16 protein-coding genes and 5 pseudogenes are annotated in these 19444 nt (G+C 48.7%); 11 read left to right on the forward strand and 10 right to left on the reverse strand.

Annotation, left to right across the window (positions count from 1 at the left end; genetic code table 11):
* Positions 1–130 precede the first annotated feature (130 nt).
* From J07HQW2_RS09510 to J07HQW2_RS09545, 8 genes are all read left to right on the forward strand, one after another.
* Entirely contained in the window at positions 131–514 is a 384-nt protein-coding gene (locus J07HQW2_RS09510) for an urease subunit beta (RefSeq protein WP_021055266.1), read from the forward strand.
* Positions 511–2223 carry an urease subunit alpha gene (gene ureC / locus J07HQW2_RS09515; protein WP_021055267.1) on the forward strand — a complete coding sequence of 571 codons (1713 nt, stop codon included), beginning with the start codon at positions 511–513 and terminating at the stop codon, positions 2221–2223. Before J07HQW2_RS09510 ends, ureC begins: the two co-directional genes overlap by 4 nt.
* A complete protein-coding gene (locus J07HQW2_RS09520) occupies positions 2220–2546 on the forward strand; it encodes an urease subunit gamma (RefSeq protein WP_021055268.1) in 327 nt (108 codons plus the stop codon). Before ureC ends, J07HQW2_RS09520 begins: the two co-directional genes overlap by 4 nt.
* The gene (gene ureG, locus J07HQW2_RS09525) at positions 2546–3166 is read left to right on the forward strand and encodes an urease accessory protein UreG (protein ID WP_021055269.1); all 621 of its coding nucleotides are present in this window, start codon (positions 2546–2548) and stop codon (positions 3164–3166) included. The genes J07HQW2_RS09520 and ureG overlap by 1 nt, the downstream gene beginning before the upstream one ends.
* A gap of 26 nt (positions 3167–3192) precedes the next feature.
* Positions 3193–4110: an urease accessory protein UreD gene (locus tag J07HQW2_RS09530; protein ID WP_048075604.1), complete on the forward strand. Its 918-nt coding sequence runs from the start codon at positions 3193–3195 to the stop codon at positions 4108–4110.
* Complete coding sequence (gene ureE, locus J07HQW2_RS09535) at positions 4107–4859, forward strand: urease accessory protein UreE (RefSeq protein WP_021055271.1); 753 nt, start codon at positions 4107–4109, stop codon at positions 4857–4859. The genes J07HQW2_RS09530 and ureE overlap by 4 nt, the downstream gene beginning before the upstream one ends.
* A complete protein-coding gene (locus J07HQW2_RS09540) occupies positions 4856–5584 on the forward strand; it encodes an urease accessory protein UreF (protein WP_021055272.1) in 729 nt (242 codons plus the stop codon). The genes ureE and J07HQW2_RS09540 overlap by 4 nt, the downstream gene beginning before the upstream one ends.
* Before the next feature lie 1025 nt (positions 5585–6609).
* Complete coding sequence (locus tag J07HQW2_RS09545) at positions 6610–6813, forward strand: hypothetical protein (RefSeq protein WP_021055273.1); 204 nt, start codon at positions 6610–6612, stop codon at positions 6811–6813.
* A gap of 427 nt (positions 6814–7240) precedes the next feature.
* On the opposite strand, the gene rdfA is transcribed toward J07HQW2_RS09545, so the two are convergent.
* From rdfA to J07HQW2_RS09560, 3 genes are all read right to left on the reverse strand, one after another.
* Complete coding sequence (rdfA, locus tag J07HQW2_RS09550) at positions 7241–7891, reverse strand: rod-determining factor RdfA (protein ID WP_021055274.1); 651 nt, start codon at positions 7889–7891, stop codon at positions 7241–7243.
* 203 nt (positions 7892–8094) lie between these two features.
* Positions 8095–10284 carry a universal stress protein gene (locus J07HQW2_RS09555; protein ID WP_021055275.1) on the reverse strand — a complete coding sequence of 730 codons (2190 nt, stop codon included), beginning with the start codon at positions 10282–10284 and terminating at the stop codon, positions 8095–8097.
* A complete protein-coding gene (locus J07HQW2_RS09560) occupies positions 10281–10694 on the reverse strand; it encodes an NAD(P)-binding protein (RefSeq protein ID WP_021055276.1) in 414 nt (137 codons plus the stop codon). Before J07HQW2_RS09560 ends, J07HQW2_RS09555 begins: the two co-directional genes overlap by 4 nt.
* A gap of 498 nt (positions 10695–11192) precedes the next feature.
* Between J07HQW2_RS09560 and J07HQW2_RS09565 the strand changes: the two genes are divergently transcribed.
* Positions 11193–11411 carry a YgaP family membrane protein gene (locus J07HQW2_RS09565; RefSeq protein ID WP_021055277.1) on the forward strand — a complete coding sequence of 73 codons (219 nt, stop codon included), beginning with the start codon at positions 11193–11195 and terminating at the stop codon, positions 11409–11411.
* Positions 11412–12393: 982 nt separating this feature from the next.
* Here the strand turns inward: J07HQW2_RS09565 and J07HQW2_RS09570 are convergent.
* From J07HQW2_RS09570 to J07HQW2_RS09590, 7 genes and pseudogenes are all read right to left on the reverse strand, one after another.
* Positions 12394–14070: a transposase gene (locus J07HQW2_RS09570; protein ID WP_021055279.1), complete on the reverse strand. Its 1677-nt coding sequence runs from the start codon at positions 14068–14070 to the stop codon at positions 12394–12396.
* Positions 14071–14121: 51 nt separating this feature from the next.
* Positions 14122–14568: pseudogene (locus J07HQW2_RS09575) on the reverse strand (hypothetical protein); the annotation flags it as partial.
* 84 nt (positions 14569–14652) lie between these two features.
* A pseudogene (locus J07HQW2_RS20005) lies at positions 14653–15164 on the reverse strand (twitching motility protein PilT).
* On the reverse strand, positions 15161–15529 hold the full coding sequence (locus J07HQW2_RS09585; protein WP_021055282.1) for a UPF0175 family protein: 369 nt from the start codon (positions 15527–15529) through the stop codon (positions 15161–15163). Before J07HQW2_RS09585 ends, J07HQW2_RS20005 begins: the two are co-directional and overlap by 4 nt.
* A gap of 386 nt (positions 15530–15915) precedes the next feature.
* Positions 15916–16267, reverse strand: a pseudogene (locus J07HQW2_RS20010) (type II toxin-antitoxin system PemK/MazF family toxin).
* 48 nt (positions 16268–16315) lie between these two features.
* Positions 16316–16586, reverse strand: a pseudogene (locus J07HQW2_RS18385) (MarR family transcriptional regulator).
* A gap of 648 nt (positions 16587–17234) precedes the next feature.
* The gene (locus tag J07HQW2_RS09590; protein WP_021055284.1) at positions 17235–17747 is read right to left on the reverse strand and encodes a metallophosphoesterase; all 513 of its coding nucleotides are present in this window, start codon (positions 17745–17747) and stop codon (positions 17235–17237) included.
* Positions 17748–18021: 274 nt separating this feature from the next.
* Between J07HQW2_RS09590 and J07HQW2_RS09595 the strand changes: the two are divergent.
* Positions 18022–19020, forward strand: a pseudogene (locus J07HQW2_RS09595) (transposase); the annotation flags it as partial.
* 68 nt (positions 19021–19088) lie between these two features.
* The gene (locus tag J07HQW2_RS18390) at positions 19089–19352 is read left to right on the forward strand and encodes a zinc ribbon domain-containing protein (RefSeq protein WP_303704059.1); all 264 of its coding nucleotides are present in this window, start codon (positions 19089–19091) and stop codon (positions 19350–19352) included.
* Positions 19353–19444: the final 92 nt, after the last annotated feature.

The following is a 19444-nucleotide window of genomic DNA, read 5'->3' on the forward strand; positions in this document are numbered from 1 at the left end:
TCGATGTTTCCTTATTACATCAGCGTGCTTCTAAGAGAAATATTTTTATCATCCTTGTCCGAATTTCATTTTGTTATGATAGTTCATTCATCGACACGTAGAGATTGGATTAACCGAAGGGACTGGCGTCATGAGTGATATTACGCCTGGAGAACTGATTCCGGCTGACGAACCAGTCGAGATTAATGTTGACCGTGAGACAGCATCGGTTACCGTTGAAAACACCGGTGATCGACCATCTCAGGTTGGTTCGCATTTTCATTTCTTCGAGACAAATCCAGCACTTTCATTCGATCGAAAGAAAGCATACGGAATGCGACTCGATATCCCAGCAGGAACTGCAATTCGATTTGAACCTGGCTGTGAGAAAGATGTTGATCTTGTCGCGATTGGCGGTGACCGGATTGTCAAAGGGATGGGCGGGTTGGTCAACGGAAAACTCGATAATGACGAGGTACGCGAGCGAGCATTCGAGCGGGCAAGAAAGGCAGAATACATGGAGGCTGAACGGTGAGTCGAAAACTCTCTCGAGAAGCCTATACTGACCTATTCGGTGCCACTGAGGGTGATCGATTACGACTTGGTGACACCAATCTGCTCGCTAAGATCGAAAGGGATCACAGCACATACGGTGATGAGGCAGTTTTCGGTGGTGGGAAGACGATGCGAGACGGCATGGGAATGCAGTCAGGGACGACTCAAGCGGAAGGCGCGCTCGATTGGGTCTTCAGCAATGCCGTTATTATTGACCCTATTTTGGGAGTCCAGAAAGGCGATATCGGCGTCCGTGACGGCAAGATCGCCGGTGTTGGCAAGGCTGGGAACCCTGACACGATGGACGGGGTCGATGATGAACTCGTTATTGGACCAAGCACAGACACCGCACCGGCGGATGGGCTGATTGCAACACCAGGAGCACTTGATATTCATATTCATTTCAACAGTAAGGAGCTGTTCGAACATGCACTGGCTAGTGGTGTGACGACGATGTTCGGTGGTGGCTACGGTGGAGGTGCAACCACCTGTACGACCGGACCGGAGAATATCAAGCGATTCCTTCAGGCTGCCGAGGAATATCCAGTAAACGTTGGGTTCTACGCAAAGGGTAATTCAAGTGGTCCTGACCCAATCGTCGAACAGATTGAGGCTGGTGCATGTGGGTTGAAATTACACGAAGATTGGGGGTCAACGCCTGACGTCGTCGATACTGCTCTTACCGTTGCTGATGAGGAAGACGTGCAAGTGTGTATTCACACCGATACGCTCAATGAATCAGGCTTCCTCGAAGACACCTTCGACGCAATCGACGGTCGAACGATCCATACCTTCCATATTGAGGGAGCCGGTGGTGGTCATGCACCGGATGTACTCGAACTCATTGGCTATGATCACATGCTCCCGTCATCGACGAATCCGTCGATGCCCTATACAGTCAATACATTTGATGAGCATCTTGATATGGTGATGGTCTGTCATCATCTTAATCCAGACGTGCCAGAAGATGTTGCATTTGCCGAGTCCCGCATCCGTTCTGAGACTATTGCCGCGGAAGATGTACTTCACGACATGGGCGCAATCAGCATGATGACATCCGACTCACAGGCAATGGGGCGGATGGGTGAAGTAATCACACGGACATGGCAAACAGCACATAAAATGAAGTCCCAACGTGGACCGCTCCCGAGCGACGTGGGAACAGACGCAGATAACGCTCGTATTAAGCGATACGTTGCAAAATACACAATCAACCCCGCAAAGGTCGCCGGCATCGACGATTATGTTGGCTCACTAGAGCCGGGGAAGATGGCAGATATCGTGCTCTGGGAGCCAGAGTTCTACGGTATCAAACCCAAATACGTGATCAAAGGCGGTTTCCCAGTGCATAGTGAGATGGGCGAAGCAAATGGCTCATTAATGACGTGTGAGCCGGTGATGCAGCGGTCTCGTATGGGTGCAGTCGGTAAGGCAAAGCATGCAATAAGTACAACATTTGTCAGTGGAGCAGCGTATGAAAATGATATCGGCGATCAACTTGGTCTTGAATCGCGCGTACGCCCTGTTGAGGGAACTCGTGATGTTGGTAAAGAAGATATGCGACATAATGACTACGCACCAGAGGATATCGATATCGACCCACAGACGTTTGAGGTCGAGGTTGACGGTGAACACGTCACCTGTGAGCCGGCTGAGGAGCTCCCACTTGCAAAACGGTATACATTATGAAACTTTCACCGAAAGATAACGAACGACTGAAGATTTTCATGGCTGCAGAGCTCGCCAAACAACGCAAAGAACGAGGCGTGAAACTAAATCATCCAGAGACAATCGCGTATATCTCTAATTGGGTTTGTGAACGCGCTCGTGACGGAATGGATGTTGCTGAGATTCGTCAGGAGGCAACGAGTCTGTTGACTCGTGAAGATGTCATGGAAGGCGTCCCAGAAATGATTGATATGGTACAGGTCGAACCGACATTCGCAGACGGCACAAAACTCGTTACAGTGCACGACCCAATTCGTGGCGATACACGGGAACAAGTGGAATAATGGGATATCGAGATGTTGCAAAAGTCGGGCTTGGTGGTCCTGTCGGGTCAGGAAAGACGGCACTTGTACAGGAACTTGTTCCACGATTAGATGATGCCGGCTATAATGTGGGTGTTATTGCAAATGATATTATGACTCAAGAGGATGCACAACGACTGCAATCGTCATTTGCCGGTCGGATTGAGAAAGACCTCATTGCCGGTGTCGAAACCGGGGCATGTCCACACACTGGAATACGTGAGGATCCATCAATGAATCTCGATAAGATCGATGAATTCAGTGAGAATCACCCTGAGTTGGATGTCGTCCTTATCGAATCTGGTGGCGACAACCTTGCAGCAACATTCAATCCCGAGCTTGCGGATTATTTCATGTTTGTCATCTCAGTCGCTGAGGGTGATGATATCCCACGGAAACGTGGACCTGGGATTACGCAAGCTGACCTATTGGTAATCAATAAAACGGATCTTGCACCACATGTCGATGTTGATCTTGAGGTGCTTCGAAAGGATGCAACGGAGGTTCGTGGTGATGACCCCACAGCATTCACTAATTGTAAAGCTGGAGAAGGGATTAACAAAATAATCAATTCTGTCGAACGGAGCGTCCTATTCGCGTGAGCACTGGCACTGACACTGACACTGACATCGATACTGATAGCAACCGTACGCACCCAATCCCGCCGGCGTTCCAAGAGTACGACACACAACAACTGCAACAATCGCCTGCGTTCAGTCACGGGAAACACGGAATTGCCGACCTGGTTGTCGGTCGTGAAGGAGATAACCCAACTCGACTGTTATCAGATTTCACACGGGTGCCATATCACCTTTCAGGAACACTTGACAGTGACCCAGTCGATGAACTGATTACAATCTGCTTGCAGGATCCAACTGGTGCAATCACCCAGGGCGACCGGCACAGTCTCACTGTCACAGCACGCCCAGATGCACATGCTCACATAACAGATCAAAGTGCCTCAAAAGTGCAGACAATGAAAGCTAGTTATGCACATCTTGAGGCAACGTTGATCGCTGAATCAGGGGCGTATCTCGAATATCTCCCAAAGCCAACGATTCTGAACGAGGATGCTCGGTGTCTGCAGACAACGACTGTTGAGATGGCTTCAGATGCAACGGTGATTGTTGGGGACGTGTTTGTTCCTGATGGACTGTCCGCACATGAGCCATTCAGTTTTGACCATTATCAGAGTCGAGTCAATGCAAGGGTTGAGGAGAATCTTATGTGTGCTGACGCTGTCAATCTCCGACCGGATCAACGCGACCCTCGTGATTTGGCAACTATTGGTGAGTATACTGTTATTGGTACCCTGTACGTCTTTGCACCGAGTGCTGACACGGCGACAATTACGGAGATGATTCACGGACGGCTAACCGATCATGAAGTCGCTGCTGGTGTTTCGCCCCTTCGGAATGAGGCTGGTGTCACCGTTCGTGTGCTTGGTGATCGGAGTGCAGATGTAACGACCGCAATCGAGGCTGCATGGAATGAAACTCGACAAGAGTTGCTTGATGTTGGCGCGCCATTTGGAGACCGTCGATGAAGCGAGTTGACGGTATTGTCGGGAATATCAATTCTGACCCCGCTCTTGCCAGTGCCATCGCCGATCATAAAGAAGCTGATACATTAGAAACGGTGGTTCTTGATGATACTGAACGTAAACGCTCACGAATTCGTGTGACGACAGACGCGGGAACCGATCTTGGTGTTCTTGTCGATCAGCCAGAACTCACTGCTGGCGATGTACTGATACGTAATACCGATCGTGCTGTTATCGTCGCTTTCGAGGCTCGGGAAGCGTTTGTTATTGACTTTTCAACGCCACAACTAGCAGTATCAACGGCTATTGATCTTGGACATCGAATCGGGAATCAACACTGGGATATCGCTGTCGACGATGAGACGATCTACATTCCAGTTGAGGCTGATCGCGCAATTATTGAAGAAGTGTTGAGACCGTATATTCCGGCTGGGGCAACAACATATTATGAGACTGTCGATGCCGAACAGTTCCTCAATAATACCGATAAAACGAGCATAGCCACGAACACACACAATACTAGTGATACGCACGGGCAATCAGATCAAGACCACGATGAGAGTGCTCACGTTCATCAACACGACCACAGTCATGATTATGACCACGATCATAACCATGATAGTCGTAACCAAATCAGTTATAACAGCAATGAGACTGATCACGACCAGACGTGTCCCGATGCCGATGTGTGCGACGATGAATCCAATTCAGAGTTGGTATCAACTGATTCACTCGATGAGGATACACAATGACTGAAATGAACGCATTGCTCACAGCAATGCGACTTTCGGACTCGATGTTACCGGTTGGCACATACACCGCCTCTTATGGGATCGAACAGTATCTCAATGAGGGTAGCATTGATACGCCTGAGGAGCTCGGAAATCTTATTGAGGGATATCTTCACGGGGTAATCGGTCCGGCAGAGATCGTTGCACTCGGTCATGCCTATCGATCAGCGATGAGTGGTGATCTTGATGCTATCATAGCCGCTGATGAACGGCTTGGAGCGGCGACACTGCCGGCGGAGTTCCGTAACAGTTCAACAAAAGCCGGTGGGAAGTTGTTGGAGTTACTCGATGACATCGATAGTGATCTACTAGCCGACACGAACACAGATACTGAGACGGGTGGATCGGTGAGTGATTACACAATCGCTTATGAGGAAGGTCAGACTGCAGGACATCTTCCAGTTGCTCTTGGCGTCGTATGTCAAGCATCTGGTCTCGGATGCCGTGAGACAGCACTAGTGAGTGCATACAGCTCAGTTACTGGACTGCTTGGGGCGGCCCAGCGACTTGGTCGCTTTGGGCACACAGCAATTCAGGCACAACTCTCGAATCTATTCCCGGTTATCGAGAATATCTGCACAGAATATCATGATGATGACCTTCGTGCGATGTATTCATTTGCACCGATGGTCGATGTGATGGGCATGAATCATGAACGAGCTGACCGACGGCTTTTCAGTAGCTAATCTATCCGTATTTGGATATTTTTGTCCAACCACTCGGTCAGATAATCAACGGTCGCCAGGTGACATTCAACGAAGATATATATCTCATGACGTCTGTAAGCCATAATCGTACTACTGGTAGATATCTAATTACAAATTTTTCGGACACAGCAGAAATAATTGCATCTGGTGATAACCAGCAACGATGGGATAAATACGAGTATCAAAAGCAACTATAATTACAATACGGCGAGGCAACGGAGCTATATTGAGCAAGTAATAATATGAAAAATTGAAAGGGGGAAAGAATTCCTCTCGTGACACGATGAGAGAGGAAATGCTGTCATGCAATCGTAACCCTCAGTGATCCAATAATCGAGGGCATTCCAGTGCAGTATCAGACCTCAACCCTGCCTGCGGCTGGAGATATCACAGGGTATCATTGGTACTCATCTTGTATACGTAATCTAATATGTGCTATTAGCTAAATATCTGTTAAATACACTGCTTATTTATACTTTATGCTGAATCCACAGAATAATAATTGCGTATCATTTGCTTAGCGATTATCATATTATACACTATTAGACACGCGGTATGCGTAATAATTGATAGAATAATTTTGATCGTCTCTGATACGTCATCTTCTGATCAAATTCGATGAATCAGCTGTATTTATTATTGTTTCAAATATATGTCAAGACATAGGATAACACTCGAAGACAACGAGTACTTCTCTAGAGATGCTATAGTAATGTTATAAATTATATATTTATTTTGGGTATCAGTGTAGTTGATAACAGCGTTCTAATTATTCTGTTTTGACAGTGAAATTGTTGTTAGGAAGTAATATAAAATACACATCATATTCTGTTTATATAATTTTGCACTATGTATCTTTTTTGCGAAAGTATATTGACTTATATTGCATAATAAAAAACATTTATATCATAGTGTATTATTGTAGGCTAATAGCCACGAATCTAGTGCTATGTCACTCAAATTAGTAGATAAAAATTATCGTGTGACCGTGAATAGTATTTGTCATGTCTGATCGCGATAGTCAAAAAGTTGAGCTTTGTCTAAGCCAAGAGATGCTGCTTGAGATTGATCTGCTTGTTGCAGAATGTCATGAATCAGACATTGATCGATCTGAGGTCATAGAAGGCATTCTCACCTGGTCGACACAGTCAGATTTTCATAAGTCTAGATACATATTAAACGAGATAAAACAACAGAATGATACCTAAAGTCCGCTAGATGTGAGCTTAAACAATCAAATATGATCACGGTAGGATATCCGCTATTAGAATATTGACATGCTCTAAGCTCCGGCTTTTAATCACTGCTCATACACTCCAGAGTCAATTCAATTAAATCTGAACTGAACGAATGAACGATCATTATCAGTGGGTAATCTTACGGTGGCTATTTCTCTCAAAATTTACTCATCGACAAATTGATTTATACCTCAATCGGATGTTTTCGTATTAACATTGTATTATTGAATTTCATATTTCGCTCACACTCAGATCTATTGTGACACGAGTATGGGTGTCACGTTGGCGCGGTCTAATTAAATGATAGTAATTTAATTCAGCTAAAAAGTTAAAATATATAGATAACTGATAGTAGTCACTGTTCAAAAATAAATTCGTATAAATGTAATCTAAGTTGTTATGTGTTTGAATATTCAGTATTATGAGTGCATTGACATCCGTTGTCGTCAAGGAACGCTGCTGGCGACCAGCGTTCACCACAGTGTTGACACGTGACCCGCACAGCAACATCTACAGTATATGATCCATGGGTAACGACATCCTTTCGAATCCACTGATCAATATTGTTCGCCACAATGGCTCGGAGGCGATTGGCAAGCTTTTGGATTGGTTCAAGAGCTGCCTCTGAAGTGTGAGTCGTTTCCTGAGACTTCCGAGAGACATTTCTATCACGTTTAAGATAATTATATACTGATTGATACGATACCAAATTTGACTCAAGATTATCGATATCAATCCCTTTGTTCTTGAGACTTTGTCGAGCCTCTGTTCGCATCCCCGCGGTAACGTTATCATCAATAAGAAGTCGACAAATATTCTCAGCTTCCCCATCAAGTAGTGTAATTGAATCATCAACGGCAGCGTGGATAAGGCGGTTGTTTACTCGATCAGCCAAGTCTCGAAGACTCTCGCGTTCATATTCACCTTCTCCAAGCCATCGAGAGACTAATTCATCACCCAACCCCTGGAGATCATATTCACCAGCTATCCGCTCAATTTTTGACCCCTTTCCTCCGCGGCGGGAGACGGATGGATTCTTCGTTGTCATATGGTTCCTGATTCTATAAGATAACGTATATAACTTTTGTATTTTTAAATTGTGTCTCCGCCTATATTCACAAATGAATAAAATTTCAGCATATCTAACTCTTTATTTTGAATTTGTAAGTATCAACGCGTATGTCATGCAGATCATACCGACCGTGTTATCATCAAAATAATACGTTTGATGTCCCTGTCAAGACGTATAAACTAGAATGTAAGATGCTGAAGTAGACAACGAACAGATCCTGACCGACGGGATTTGTGTACATAAGTAGTTATGATTGTACATCCTGGTCTTGGAAACATCGGACTATCATCAGATAGTACGCCTCGAAGTCTTCCAACAGTGCCGCGTCGTACAACCACATCGGGAATTGATGGTCGTCCTCCGTCAGCTCGAATTTCCTCTACCTGAACTGAGATGGAAAGCATCTCCGAAAGTTCGGTCCGATAATCATTGAGTGTCTGTGTGTACTCATCAGTCTCGGTCTCAGTCTCGGTCTGATCAGTGGGTTGCCAAAGTGAGATATCGCTGTCATTCGCAGTGGCGATAGCCCCGGCGACGTTCACCGCTAGCGGGGAGTATGGTCCAGCATCTCCTGAGAGTACAACCTGTCTCGGGCAGTCATAGCCAAGATTGTCCACGAGAAGAACATCACACGGTGCATGACGGACTACCCAGTCAATCGGGTCACCGAATAATCGAGATCGAAGCCGTAGTGGCTCATGTTCGGTCAGTATCGAATCTACCCCTCGATCATCTGCAAAATTGACGACTGCATGTTTCGTGTCGTGACTCACAATCTCGTCGGCTTCGATGTCGACACCTAATTTCGCCGAGAGCGAGCCAATCTGAGATTCATATGAGAGATCGGATGACGACTGTGTTGTCATATTCTCTGTAAGAGGTGTCTGATCGGGTACCTCCTCGAATTGAACAACGACTACACGACCATCGTCGGGACGAACGAGATCGGCAGCGATGGTGATTAATGCTTCTTCTCGACTCTCATCGAGATTCTTTGTGAGCGCAACAAGCACCTCGCGTGGGGTATCGTCTATCGCGGATTCGGTTTCTGCGAGTATCTCTTTACCGACATGTCGACGGACCGCATCTGTTGCTGCTCCCTCTCGACTCACTCGCGACCGAACATAAAATAGGTACCAGCCAATGCTCCCGACAATGATTACGACAGCTCCGGTAAGAGCGATTGTTCCCATTTGTGTCAACAAGAGCAAACCGGTGATGGCACCGAATATCTGCATCCATGGATACAGTGGTGCAGTAAACTCGGGTTCGTACGCGATATTACCCTCGCGGAATGCAACGACGGTCACATTGATCAGCCCGAACACCAGAATTTGGAATGCGCTAGCAAGTTTGGCAATATCAAGAATCGGAACGAAGGCAATCAACATCAACAATACCGCTCCAGTGAGTGTAATCGAAGCCACGGGCGTTCCAAACCGCTCACTTACCGTTGAAAACGACGGCGGAGCGAGTTTATCGCGACTCATTGCGAATGGATACCGCGATGAAGAGAGGATTCCTGCATTAGCCGTTGATACTAAAGCAAGAATAGCTGCAAGAATGACAATGATAACACCGAGTTGACCGAGCGTCGACTCCGCAGCTACTGCTACTGGCGTCAGCGACCCAGCGATACCTCTTAGATCCGTGACGCCGACTAACACTGCCACGATTGCCACATAGAGAATGGTCGTAAATGCGAGTGACCCGAGAATACCGAGTGGAATATTTCGAGCCGGACTTTCAATTTCTTCGGCGACGCTGGCAACTTTTGTCACACCCGCATATGAGACGAATACTAATCCAGTCGCAGCCAGGAGCCCACCAATTCCATCTACAAAGAAATTCGCATAGTTAGCCGATTCAACGCTGGGAGCACTTCCAGCTGCAAACCAACCGAGAGCAGCAAGCATCACAACAACAATCCCTACCTGTAGACGCCCTGTTTGTTTCGCGCCGACGATGTTTATTAATATTAACACCAAAGCAAGACCCAGCGCGACTGGTTTTAGTGGGAGGTCGAATAATAACAGTAGATATGGAACACCACCCACGAGCGCGAGTGCCCCCTTGAAAGATAATGAAAACCATGTACCGACACCAGCAATAGTGCCAAGCAGTGGCCCCATGCCTCGCTCAATATAAATGTATGTCCCCCCAGCTTCGGGCATCGCAGTCGCCATCTCGGATTTCGAGAGGGCTGCCGGTACAACAAGTACTCCTGCAAGTGCGTATGCGAAGATTACCGCTGGTCCAGCGATTCCAACAGCGAGTGCAGGCAAAATGAAGACTCCACTGCCAATCATCGCACCAACGCTTATTGCGAGTACCGATGAAAGCCCGAGATCGCGTTCAAGTTCCTTCATATACTTTTTGCGACCGTCTCAGATAGTATCGTTGTCACACAGAGTGGTTCATGACCAGCTTCGGCTACTGCAGAAATACGCTCGGGATCATACACAAGCACGGTAATCTGTTGGATATCAAAGTGGACTCGAATCAGTTGGGCAACAAGGAGGTTCCGCGCGTCTGACTGAGTCCCAACGACCACTGATTCTGCTGTTTCCAATCCCGATTCTGTGAGCAATTCAATATCTGTCGGCTTACCTTTGATCCCAGGGACTGTATCGGAATTATGCGTCTCATTGACTATTGTAACGCTGTGTCCGTCCATCTGCAGCCGCTCGGCTATTGCTATCCCAGTTCGGTTCCCTCCTAACACGAAGTGGGTGGTCTGTGAGTTTTTGAATCTGGAGTTATTTTTGATTTGAGACATTTGTATATTATTTATGCTATTTGATTTGAATGATCTCGCGAGTTTGAACCTATGCTCGCATTCTTGTGACGTAACAATATAAATAAGAGGTTTCTGAAGACAGTTCGTCATTATAATTACTCTCAGTTGTTGTTCCGTCAAACTAAGTTCGATATGGATGATGAGAAAGTCGGCAATCACTCATATTGATTTTGTGTTACTAATAGTAGACACGTAGACTGATATTCCAAATACAGGATTTAGATCAGCTTCGAGTCATGCTGCTGATCAGTGGCAAGTATAAAACTCCCTGACAGCAGAGACAAGCTTAGAATAAACCTGGGCTGACCATCGAATAGATCGTCACAACCCTCAATAATACAGTTACACTCTCAGTTTGCCACGACAGAGGAACTCTTGTACGCATTGGAGTTCACGTTGAATATACTATTATGAATCGTAGCTAACGTCAGTGTCAATCGACTCAACACTTTACACTAGCGAGTACTCATAGGTGATATGAAACGAAACGTTGGTCGAGTTGATGCACTCATCCGAATTGCAGGTGGAACTATGATTGCAGTACTTGCAATTCTTGTCGCGATTGGTAGTATAAGTGTTCCAGTGTTTTCTGCAGTCGGATTAGGTGTTGCTGGGGTGGTGTTATTTATTGAAGGTGCAACACGACGGTGTCTGCTATATCGTGTGCTTGGAATTGATCGATGCCCAGTTGATTAGTGCCAGTATGTATCCATCAGATATTAGTGTCATGTCGATAATCGGATTTTTCTCTATTAGCCACAACCGACTACGGTATATTCTCGCTCGTCGAACTGGTGATACTATTGAAGAGCTTCTATGAGGTTTGGTCGAGATTATCAAATGCTGATTGACCATATCGGTAAACCTCACTGCCACTCTTCACTCATCGTCGCTATTTGTGACCAGCCCATGATCCGCTCTCACCTCATCGTTTGCGTGTTCCCCTGTCGAATATTGACTTTATTCGCAAGCATCGTCTTTAGCTCCGCTCAGTTGAAATCAGGATCCTAATCATATGTTTAAGTATGTCACGGATGGAATCGCAACGACTTTGTGTCCCTCTTTTCTCCGGACTTCGTCGGCATCGTCAAGAGAAGTCTCCACCATCCAGATATTGATTGTTGTTTTCTCGGGAGGTTTGGCTTCCGATATGTGATTGCATTGAATTTGTGTGCTAATACTTCACATATAATCACCACAGTATCAGTGAATCGAGTGGATATCTCAGTCGAGTCGGTCATACGAATTGTGCCTCACCTACCCCGCAAAAGTCGGTCGTCTCAAGCGTCGCCCTGTTGGTTTGAGATCATGAGGAACCAGTCGGTTGCCGTCCCAATCCAAAGATAGTCGATACCGCGCATCTCAAGACCGTTCGTTGCGGTTCGAAGCGATTCGTGTTGGTGAGAGCAGCTATCACCACATCGGAATGTGTATTCTCATGGTTGGCATTTCGTATAGCGATATATGGTTTATTTTCCTCACATCTTGGAAGTTGAGGCTACACCGGGTTTAGCGGGGCTGTGAAGCGTGGTTTTGGCCGATTCAGTGGGCGGAAACTGACCCAGAGTGCCCTCCACACGGTCAATCTTGCTGAGATTCCAACCACCCACGCGAATTTCGGTGACTTCCGACAGCGTAGCCACTCATACACCGCACTACCACGGGGTGAGTCCCGTTACTATCCGACTCCTGTCTCCTTCTTCAGCAGCGTCAGCGTATTATCGGCCGTCACAATCGGCGAATGCTCGTACTCACCAGTCAACTTGACCTGCACAAGCAGGTCCACCGCTCGCCAAATCGAGTACAGCAGACACGCGAACGCGAAGTAAAAGAACCGCAGTCCGAAATTCTTCGAGGTCGTCGCAGCCATGAACCGCTTGATCGACCGATAGCCACTCTCGATCTCCCACCGGTACCCGTACTCAGTGAGAAATCCGCTCCCCCGATTCGACATGAACACTGAGTATTGCCGATGATCGTTATGCTCTGAATTCTCTTTCCGTCGATAGATCAGCGTCGTCTCGTGCCACTTGTTCTTGCCGAGATGGAGCTTCCTGTCGGTTTCATACCGGTCCTGATCTCGTCGGAGCAACCGCTTTGCCTGAGCTTTCTCGCTGGTCTGCATCCGCTTGGGCACGACGTAGGAAAGGCCGCGCTGGCTGAGCATCTCGAGGACGTGCTGACTGTCGAACTCTCGATCCATCAGCACGTTATCGACGTGAACCATCTCCTCAGCCGACTCCAGGAGGTCCTCAACGATTTCTAAGCGGGACTCACCCTTCTGAACTGGTCTCGCGTCCAGCACGATTGGGACGGCATTCCCTACTAATTGGACGGTGGCCCACTGATAGGCGTACTCGTCGGTCTTCTCCTTCGTCCCGATGATCTCGTTCTCGTGGCCGGTCCTGTCGCCGGTGAAAGGATCGGCTTCAGTGATGTCGATTGCAACAATCCCAGCCCGAAAGAACTGCTCCGTCTCCGCGACCTGGTTCAGAAGCCTATTAACGGCCTGCCGGTACATCTCACGAATCTCTAATACCGAGAGATCACGAATATGCTCGCGGTGAGCGTGGCCCAAAGGTGTCCGCTCTCGAGTTGACTCGTAGGTAAAGCTGCGAGCGCCTTCGTTGGCAGCCAGATTTTCGCGAAGTCCGAGATACGTCTGTAAGTCCCAGTAGGCGTTCTCGTGGATCTCACAGCCCTTCCCTCGGTCCAGCGAGAATGCCGGGAAGACAACGCGGCTGACATGCTCCGTAATCGGTGCTGCTTCGTCGAGGACAGCTTGATCGTCTGGGTCCGATTCGAACTCTTCGTCACCGTGAGACGGACGGTGTCGCTTTGGTTTGCGCGGAACATTGACACCCGCACTCTGGGCTTTGATGAGGATGGTTCGCGCAGCTGTCTCGATTGTACTGCGAAACTCGGCAGTGAACCGCTTGTGGCAACTGCGCCACAGCGTCGATTGATTCGGCACTGTCTCCAGACCCAATTGCTCGCAGAGTTCTGGACGCCGATCGAGATACTCGACGAGTGCTGTCTCATGGGCCCAGCCGTGGCACTCTTTCAGGAAGAACACGCGAAAGAGGATTTCCATCCCGTATCGAGTTGGGCCCGCGTAGCGGTCGTGCGCGTCGAAGTCGAAATACGTCAACGGGAGTGAGTGGACGAACTTTTCGACCGACTCGTGGCGGTCGTGCCTGAACCAAGTCTGCGAGACGATCCGAACATCTGACTCCAGCCCGTCGAGCGAGCTTTGCCCGTACAGCGGCGTCGAATCGTACACTGGCCAATCAGCGTGTGGTCGGTGGGCAATCCGTCGAAAGACACTCCGGCGAGACTCACGAGTTGGTGCCACTACGAGACGCTGAACACGACTCGCTCAAAAACGCCGCTCTCTTGATGAGCCATACTGATCGATCGATTCTCCCTCGGTATTCACAACTGCTGGTTCCGTATCGCTTGGTTCGTCGGCGAGGACTTCCTTCAGGATAGCGTAGAAGCGCCACTCGTCACCGTAGTCGTAGAGGTAACAGATGCGGTCGTACTGTTCGAGGTCCAACTGTCTCGCCATCTCACCAATCGTCACCTCACCCGCATTCTCAAGACGTTCGGTGCGAAAAACCGGATCACCGCCACTCGATTGCTCGTATTCCTGTGGGCACTGATACTTGACTTCACTATCCCAGTACTCCTCGTCGGTCCCCATGAACCAGAGATGGGTCTGGTCGAGACCGACTGCAGGATTGATCGCTGACTGGAATTCAGCAATCGTTCTGTCAGCACCGACGACGATGTCCCGCCACAGCGATGTCGGATCGGGAGCGAATTTGACCCGGAAGCGATACGCGGTCATCCTTGCCTCTCCATTCCCGTGCGAAAAAGCCTGAAATCATCGATTCTCAATACCTGTGATGGATGGGTCCACACAGTGGATCAATCATCGATACGCTGCGATATCTCGATAGGGCACGTAGTAGCCAATCTCATCGATCCACGTCGAGAGCCATCCGTCAGCGGTCTGCTCAGTAATCTTCCCAGCATTGATCGCGGCGAGGAGCACGCCGACCGACCCGACAACGGTCACGCCCTGTTCTTTCGCAAATGATCGGGCATCGCCATCGTCGGTCAGCAATCGGCCGTCGTGTGCGTCTGCGAGGGCGAACGCCTGTGCTTCACCCGGCCCGGATCGAGATGATTACTGACAACAGCCTCTCTGTTTGCGACTGTGCCCGAAATGGTCGCGACTGGAATCCCGTCGTCGAGTGTATCGAGTGCTGTCTGGAGATACGAATGATCAGCAACGCCGTGTTCGAGTTCCTCGCGAACAACCGGAACCGTACAGATCCCAGAGAGTCCTGCAACCACCCACAACTGGTCGATGTACGCAAAATTCGAGAGGACAGTCGTGTTCAGGACACTCGGATTCGCCGGAATATCATCGCCTGTCATTTCGCAGGCGATTCCTCAGTCTCCGAGTCCTCATCCTCAAATTCGAGTCCGCTCGCTGCCTCTACTTCGTAGGCTGCGTCGTCTTCGTCAACGAGTCCGAGGCGGGGTTCGACGCCGTGCTCACGGAGGAGATCACGCATCGTCCAGCGATCGACATCGGCAAGCCGCGCAGCATCACCGAGTGTGATTCGTTCGCGTTCGTAGAGCGCAACCGCAGCCGCAATGCGCTCATTCTCGTGGTCTTCGAAGTATTCGCGGACGAACTCGCGCAACGCATCGCTCTTGCCTCCGAACACGCCAGCCTCGACAGCACCCTCGATGAGTAGATCGAGGTCATCCGGATAGGAGCCAGTGATTCGAGCCATTTGTCTATCCGAGTCTACGTTTTCATACTATGTATGAACTGCGCCAGAGTGGCGTATGGATCGAGAAGAGTAGTCTCAACTACTGAAGTTTTGTTCTGATAAACCGTATGATGCTATATCAAATGGGTATACTGGGAGTTGAGGCTACAGAGGGTATCGTGGAGCTGTGATGCGCTGTTTCGACCGATTCAATGAACGGAAATTGATTCAGATTGCTCTTCAAACAGTCAATCTTGTTGAACCACCAAGCATACACGCGAATGTCGGTAACTTCCGGCAGCGTAGCCACTCGGACACCACGGTACTACGGGTTGAATCCCGTTACTATCCGATTTCCATCTCCTTCTTCACTAGAATTCTGTCCAAGTGAAATACCGAGTATGCTGCTAACACAGTTCTTCGACGAGAGCAGCGACCGCCTCGTCGGTGAGGTCGCTGTCAAGACGACCCTGCCAGAAGTCGATGTCTATGTCTTCGTGATCAAGTGGACGCCCCACGGGACGACCCGACTCTCACTAGGAGTTCCATCATAAGGCCAACTCTTCCCGGGGATGTTGATCAGACTGTCCATCTAAGATTTCGACGTCAACGTCAGCATGATATACTGATCGTGGTGAAACGGACAGTCTTCATGATTCGAGAGAATAAGCCAGGTTGAGTGTCTTCCTCGCATTTGAATGGATCATCACCGTGGACGACGTCACAACGCTCAAAGACTGGTTTCTCTCCGTCGATCACTATTCGTCCTCGATCTTGGGTGTGGTTCCTGTGGTGTGTGTGATCACGTCAAGAATCCCTGTCCTCCGTACTCAGTTGATCGTTGAACAGCGCCGTTGCCTGTTCACCTGCTGTATCCGTCGAGTCGCCGGGCGTCGTCAGTCACCGCCCGATACGTCGCCCTGTGTTCGAGACTACAGTCATTTAGCCGTGAGAGAGCGGTGCTGACTTGCCCCTTCATTGACCTCAGCCATGAGGAGATTTCGCGAAGCTTGAACGCCCGATCCTCGTTGGCGGCGAGGAACCCGAGGGCCTGGTCTGGGGGAGAAAGATATTCGATCTCGTCCTCGCTCGTGTTATCGAAGGTATCTCAATCCATGAACATTATTCACTTTGGATACGTGATCCGCTGGAAAGAGCATTAGGAGTGAAAGCTTTGAACCCGAGAAAAGAGAAATCATATCGACCACGAAGCGGTTCGAGGGTCATATGCATCAAGAAGGTCAGTCTCAACCACCGGGTATATATGAAATTCATCTGGATTTACCATTAATTGGAGTTTCACTAGATAGAGATATCACAAGGAGTCAAGCGTCGAGCAAGAATAGTGAAGTCCCTCGGGGACGAGCCCCGACTCCGAGGCTGCACTGCCCCAGCAAGGGAATTTAATTCCTCCCGACGTCCCCCCCCTCCATGAGGAGTTGGCTGGAAGTCACACCCGAACACACGATGTGTCTGTGGGAGCCGGTCACTGTCACTCCGCCATGACCCGGTGAAACTCCCGTCCCCGTCGCAGCCACCAGTAGCAGATAATGAGAGAAGACACACTTCCAAACTGTCGCAGCCACCAGTAGATGAAGTTCGGAGTGCGATAGCGGAGGAGCATCGTTACAGCTTCAATTGTTCATATAATGGATTCTTTTGAATTCACGTAGAGTAAAATATCAGTCCGTGATTTCTGTTATCAGTGTCCTGCTATGAGTTAGGTTCAGCTTGTGATTGTAAATGACTCAAACACATCGCCGTCGACGGTGATGAGTCGACCATCTAGTTTTCTTTCTGATTGAACCTCAAACTCTGCGTGTGCTGCACGGTGTCCACGTGGTTGGGCATGACTACCAGGATTGACGAGTGTACACTTTTCAGTTGCGATAACTGTCGGGCGGTGACTGTGACCAAAGATCACGACGTCGGCATCTCGCTCACGACCAAGTAATGACAGTTCAGTTGACCCTCCGCGTCTCGTATGTGTCATAACAAATTGCACACCTGCAAAGGTAAACTGTCGTGTCGTAGGTAGTCGATCACAGATCCCAGCATCATCATTATTGCCAGCAACGCCGAGTAATTGAGTCGCCTCGCGCTGGAATGCGTCTAACACAGACTCGCGCATGAAATCGCCTGCATGTGCAACTATGTCTGCGTCTCGGACTGCCTCGTGAGTCCGCCCCGATAACCGATGATCATCAGTGCTATGCGTATCAGAAATAACTGTGAGCATACTGAACGTTACTCAAATGCACACAAGAATAGTCCGTTTGGTGAAAGGAGTATAGAGTTTTGTAAACTATATTTCTGACACATCTTAGCACTACACTCGAGTTATTTTTGAATCAAGATCTTATACATGGAGCAGGCGCAATACCACGTCACATCGTTCACGGCGTGGATACGAGCCGTCACTCGCTGACGCAATAAATGTCTACTAACTTTCTGGATATTCCACGCTAGCTGAAATCAATGCATTTAGCATTGCTCGCTATTAGAAGTCGTCTATGGCGAAACAGGTCGTCAAACGCACTATTACTGGTTACATCCAGAACCACTCGCAAGTGCAGGATGAGCTTGACTCGCTTGGATTCGCCGCCAGTAAACTCTGGAATGTCGCCCGCTGGACAAGCGGACGAGTCTGGAACGAAACAGGCCACATCCCCGAAGACAGCGAACTGAAATCGTACCTCAAGTCTCACGAACGCTATGATGACCTACACTCGCAGTCAAGTCAGCGAGTTCTCAAAGAGCTCTCAAGCGTTCAACAGCTGGTACGGGAAACGCCAAAATGGGGACACGAAAGCGAATCCACCAGCATACCATACCGCAAACACGACGACGAGCATCCACGCTCAACACTTACTTTCAAAGGTGCTGGCTTCAAGTTCGATACGAACAACGGACGAGTTCGACTCTCCAAAGGTGAGAACCTGAAAGAGTACTGGACAGACTTCGCTCTCTGCGACATCCAAACACGGTCTGATGTTGACCTTTCTGCGATTGAGAGCGTCCAACAGAACAGATTCGTGCTGTCTGGAACAAGCAACGAGATCAAGATGAGTGGGAACTCCACATCGTCTGCAATATTGAAATTACTGTGTCAGAGAAACACGGAGAAAACCCTTGGTATTGACCTTGGAATCTGTCACTTCGCTGCCCTCGCCTTTGAAGACAAAGAGTCCGAACTATACCCGTTGAACTGTCTCAAACGGGACAATTACTATTTCAGCAAGCATATCGCTCGCTGTGATGATTCCACGTCCCAAGAGACAGTTCGATTAAATGTCAAGAAGTCGAATCGTCGGACGCACTATTTCCACACGCTCTCGAAACACATCATCCAACAATGTGTTAACGAGAACGTTGGTGCGATTGCAATCGGTGACCTCAGTGGCATCCGTGAGGATGAAGATGGGGAGACGAAGAACTGGGGCTGGGGCAAACACGGGAACGGGAACGGGAACGGGAACGGGAACTTGGACTTGCACTTGCACTCGTGGGCGTTTGACCGCTTCACAGACATGGTTGAATACAAAGCTGAAGAAGCTGGAATTGATGTGATGTTGAACGCGTGTCTGAAAAGAATACGTCAAAGTCGTGTTCCTCGTGTGGATGTAAGAGTGATACAAACCGAGTTGAGCGTGGATTGTACGTGTGTGACGAGTGTGATTTGGTTGCGAATGCTGACGTGAACGGTGCTGAGAACATTAGAAAACAAGTAACTTCGAGTCCTCAGCGTGAGAATAGAAGTAACGGCTGGTTGGCACAGCCATCGACCTACCTGTTTGACAAAGGAACTGGCTCGTTCGAGCCTCAAGAAAGGTTAGTGTCGTAGACCTTCATATCCCAAACCAGCGGTGTGGTATCGTGGGATTCCCACGTCTTTAGGCGTGGGAGGATGTCAAGCTGCACGCCTCGCGCTTGTAC

This window comes from Haloquadratum walsbyi J07HQW2 (genome assembly GCF_000415985.1).
Lineage (GTDB): Archaea > Halobacteriota > Halobacteria > Halobacteriales > Haloferacaceae > Haloquadratum > Haloquadratum walsbyi_B.

Coding starts and splice junctions, on each gene's coding strand:
- J07HQW2_RS09510 (WP_021055266.1), top strand. CDS start 131: ATGAGTGATATTACGCCTGGAGAACTGATTCCGGCTGACGAACCAGTC.
- J07HQW2_RS09520 (WP_021055268.1), top strand. CDS start 2,220: ATGAAACTTTCACCGAAAGATAACGAACGACTGAAGATTTTCATGGCT.
- ureG (WP_021055269.1), top strand. CDS start 2,546: ATGGGATATCGAGATGTTGCAAAAGTCGGGCTTGGTGGTCCTGTCGGG.
- ureE (WP_021055271.1), top strand. CDS start 4,107: ATGAAGCGAGTTGACGGTATTGTCGGGAATATCAATTCTGACCCCGCT.
- J07HQW2_RS09540 (WP_021055272.1), top strand. CDS start 4,856: ATGACTGAAATGAACGCATTGCTCACAGCAATGCGACTTTCGGACTCG.
- J07HQW2_RS09545 (WP_021055273.1), top strand. CDS start 6,610: ATGTCTGATCGCGATAGTCAAAAAGTTGAGCTTTGTCTAAGCCAAGAG.
- rdfA (WP_021055274.1), bottom strand. CDS start 7,891: ATGACAACGAAGAATCCATCCGTCTCCCGCCGCGGAGGAAAGGGGTCA.
- J07HQW2_RS09555 (WP_021055275.1), bottom strand. CDS start 10,284: ATGAAGGAACTTGAACGCGATCTCGGGCTTTCATCGGTACTCGCAATA.
- J07HQW2_RS09560 (WP_021055276.1), bottom strand. CDS start 10,694: ATGTCTCAAATCAAAAATAACTCCAGATTCAAAAACTCACAGACCACC.
- J07HQW2_RS09565 (WP_021055277.1), top strand. CDS start 11,193: ATGAAACGAAACGTTGGTCGAGTTGATGCACTCATCCGAATTGCAGGT.
- J07HQW2_RS09585 (WP_021055282.1), bottom strand. CDS start 15,529: ATGGCTCGAATCACTGGCTCCTATCCGGATGACCTCGATCTACTCATC.
- J07HQW2_RS09590 (WP_021055284.1), bottom strand. CDS start 17,747: ATGCTCACAGTTATTTCTGATACGCATAGCACTGATGATCATCGGTTA.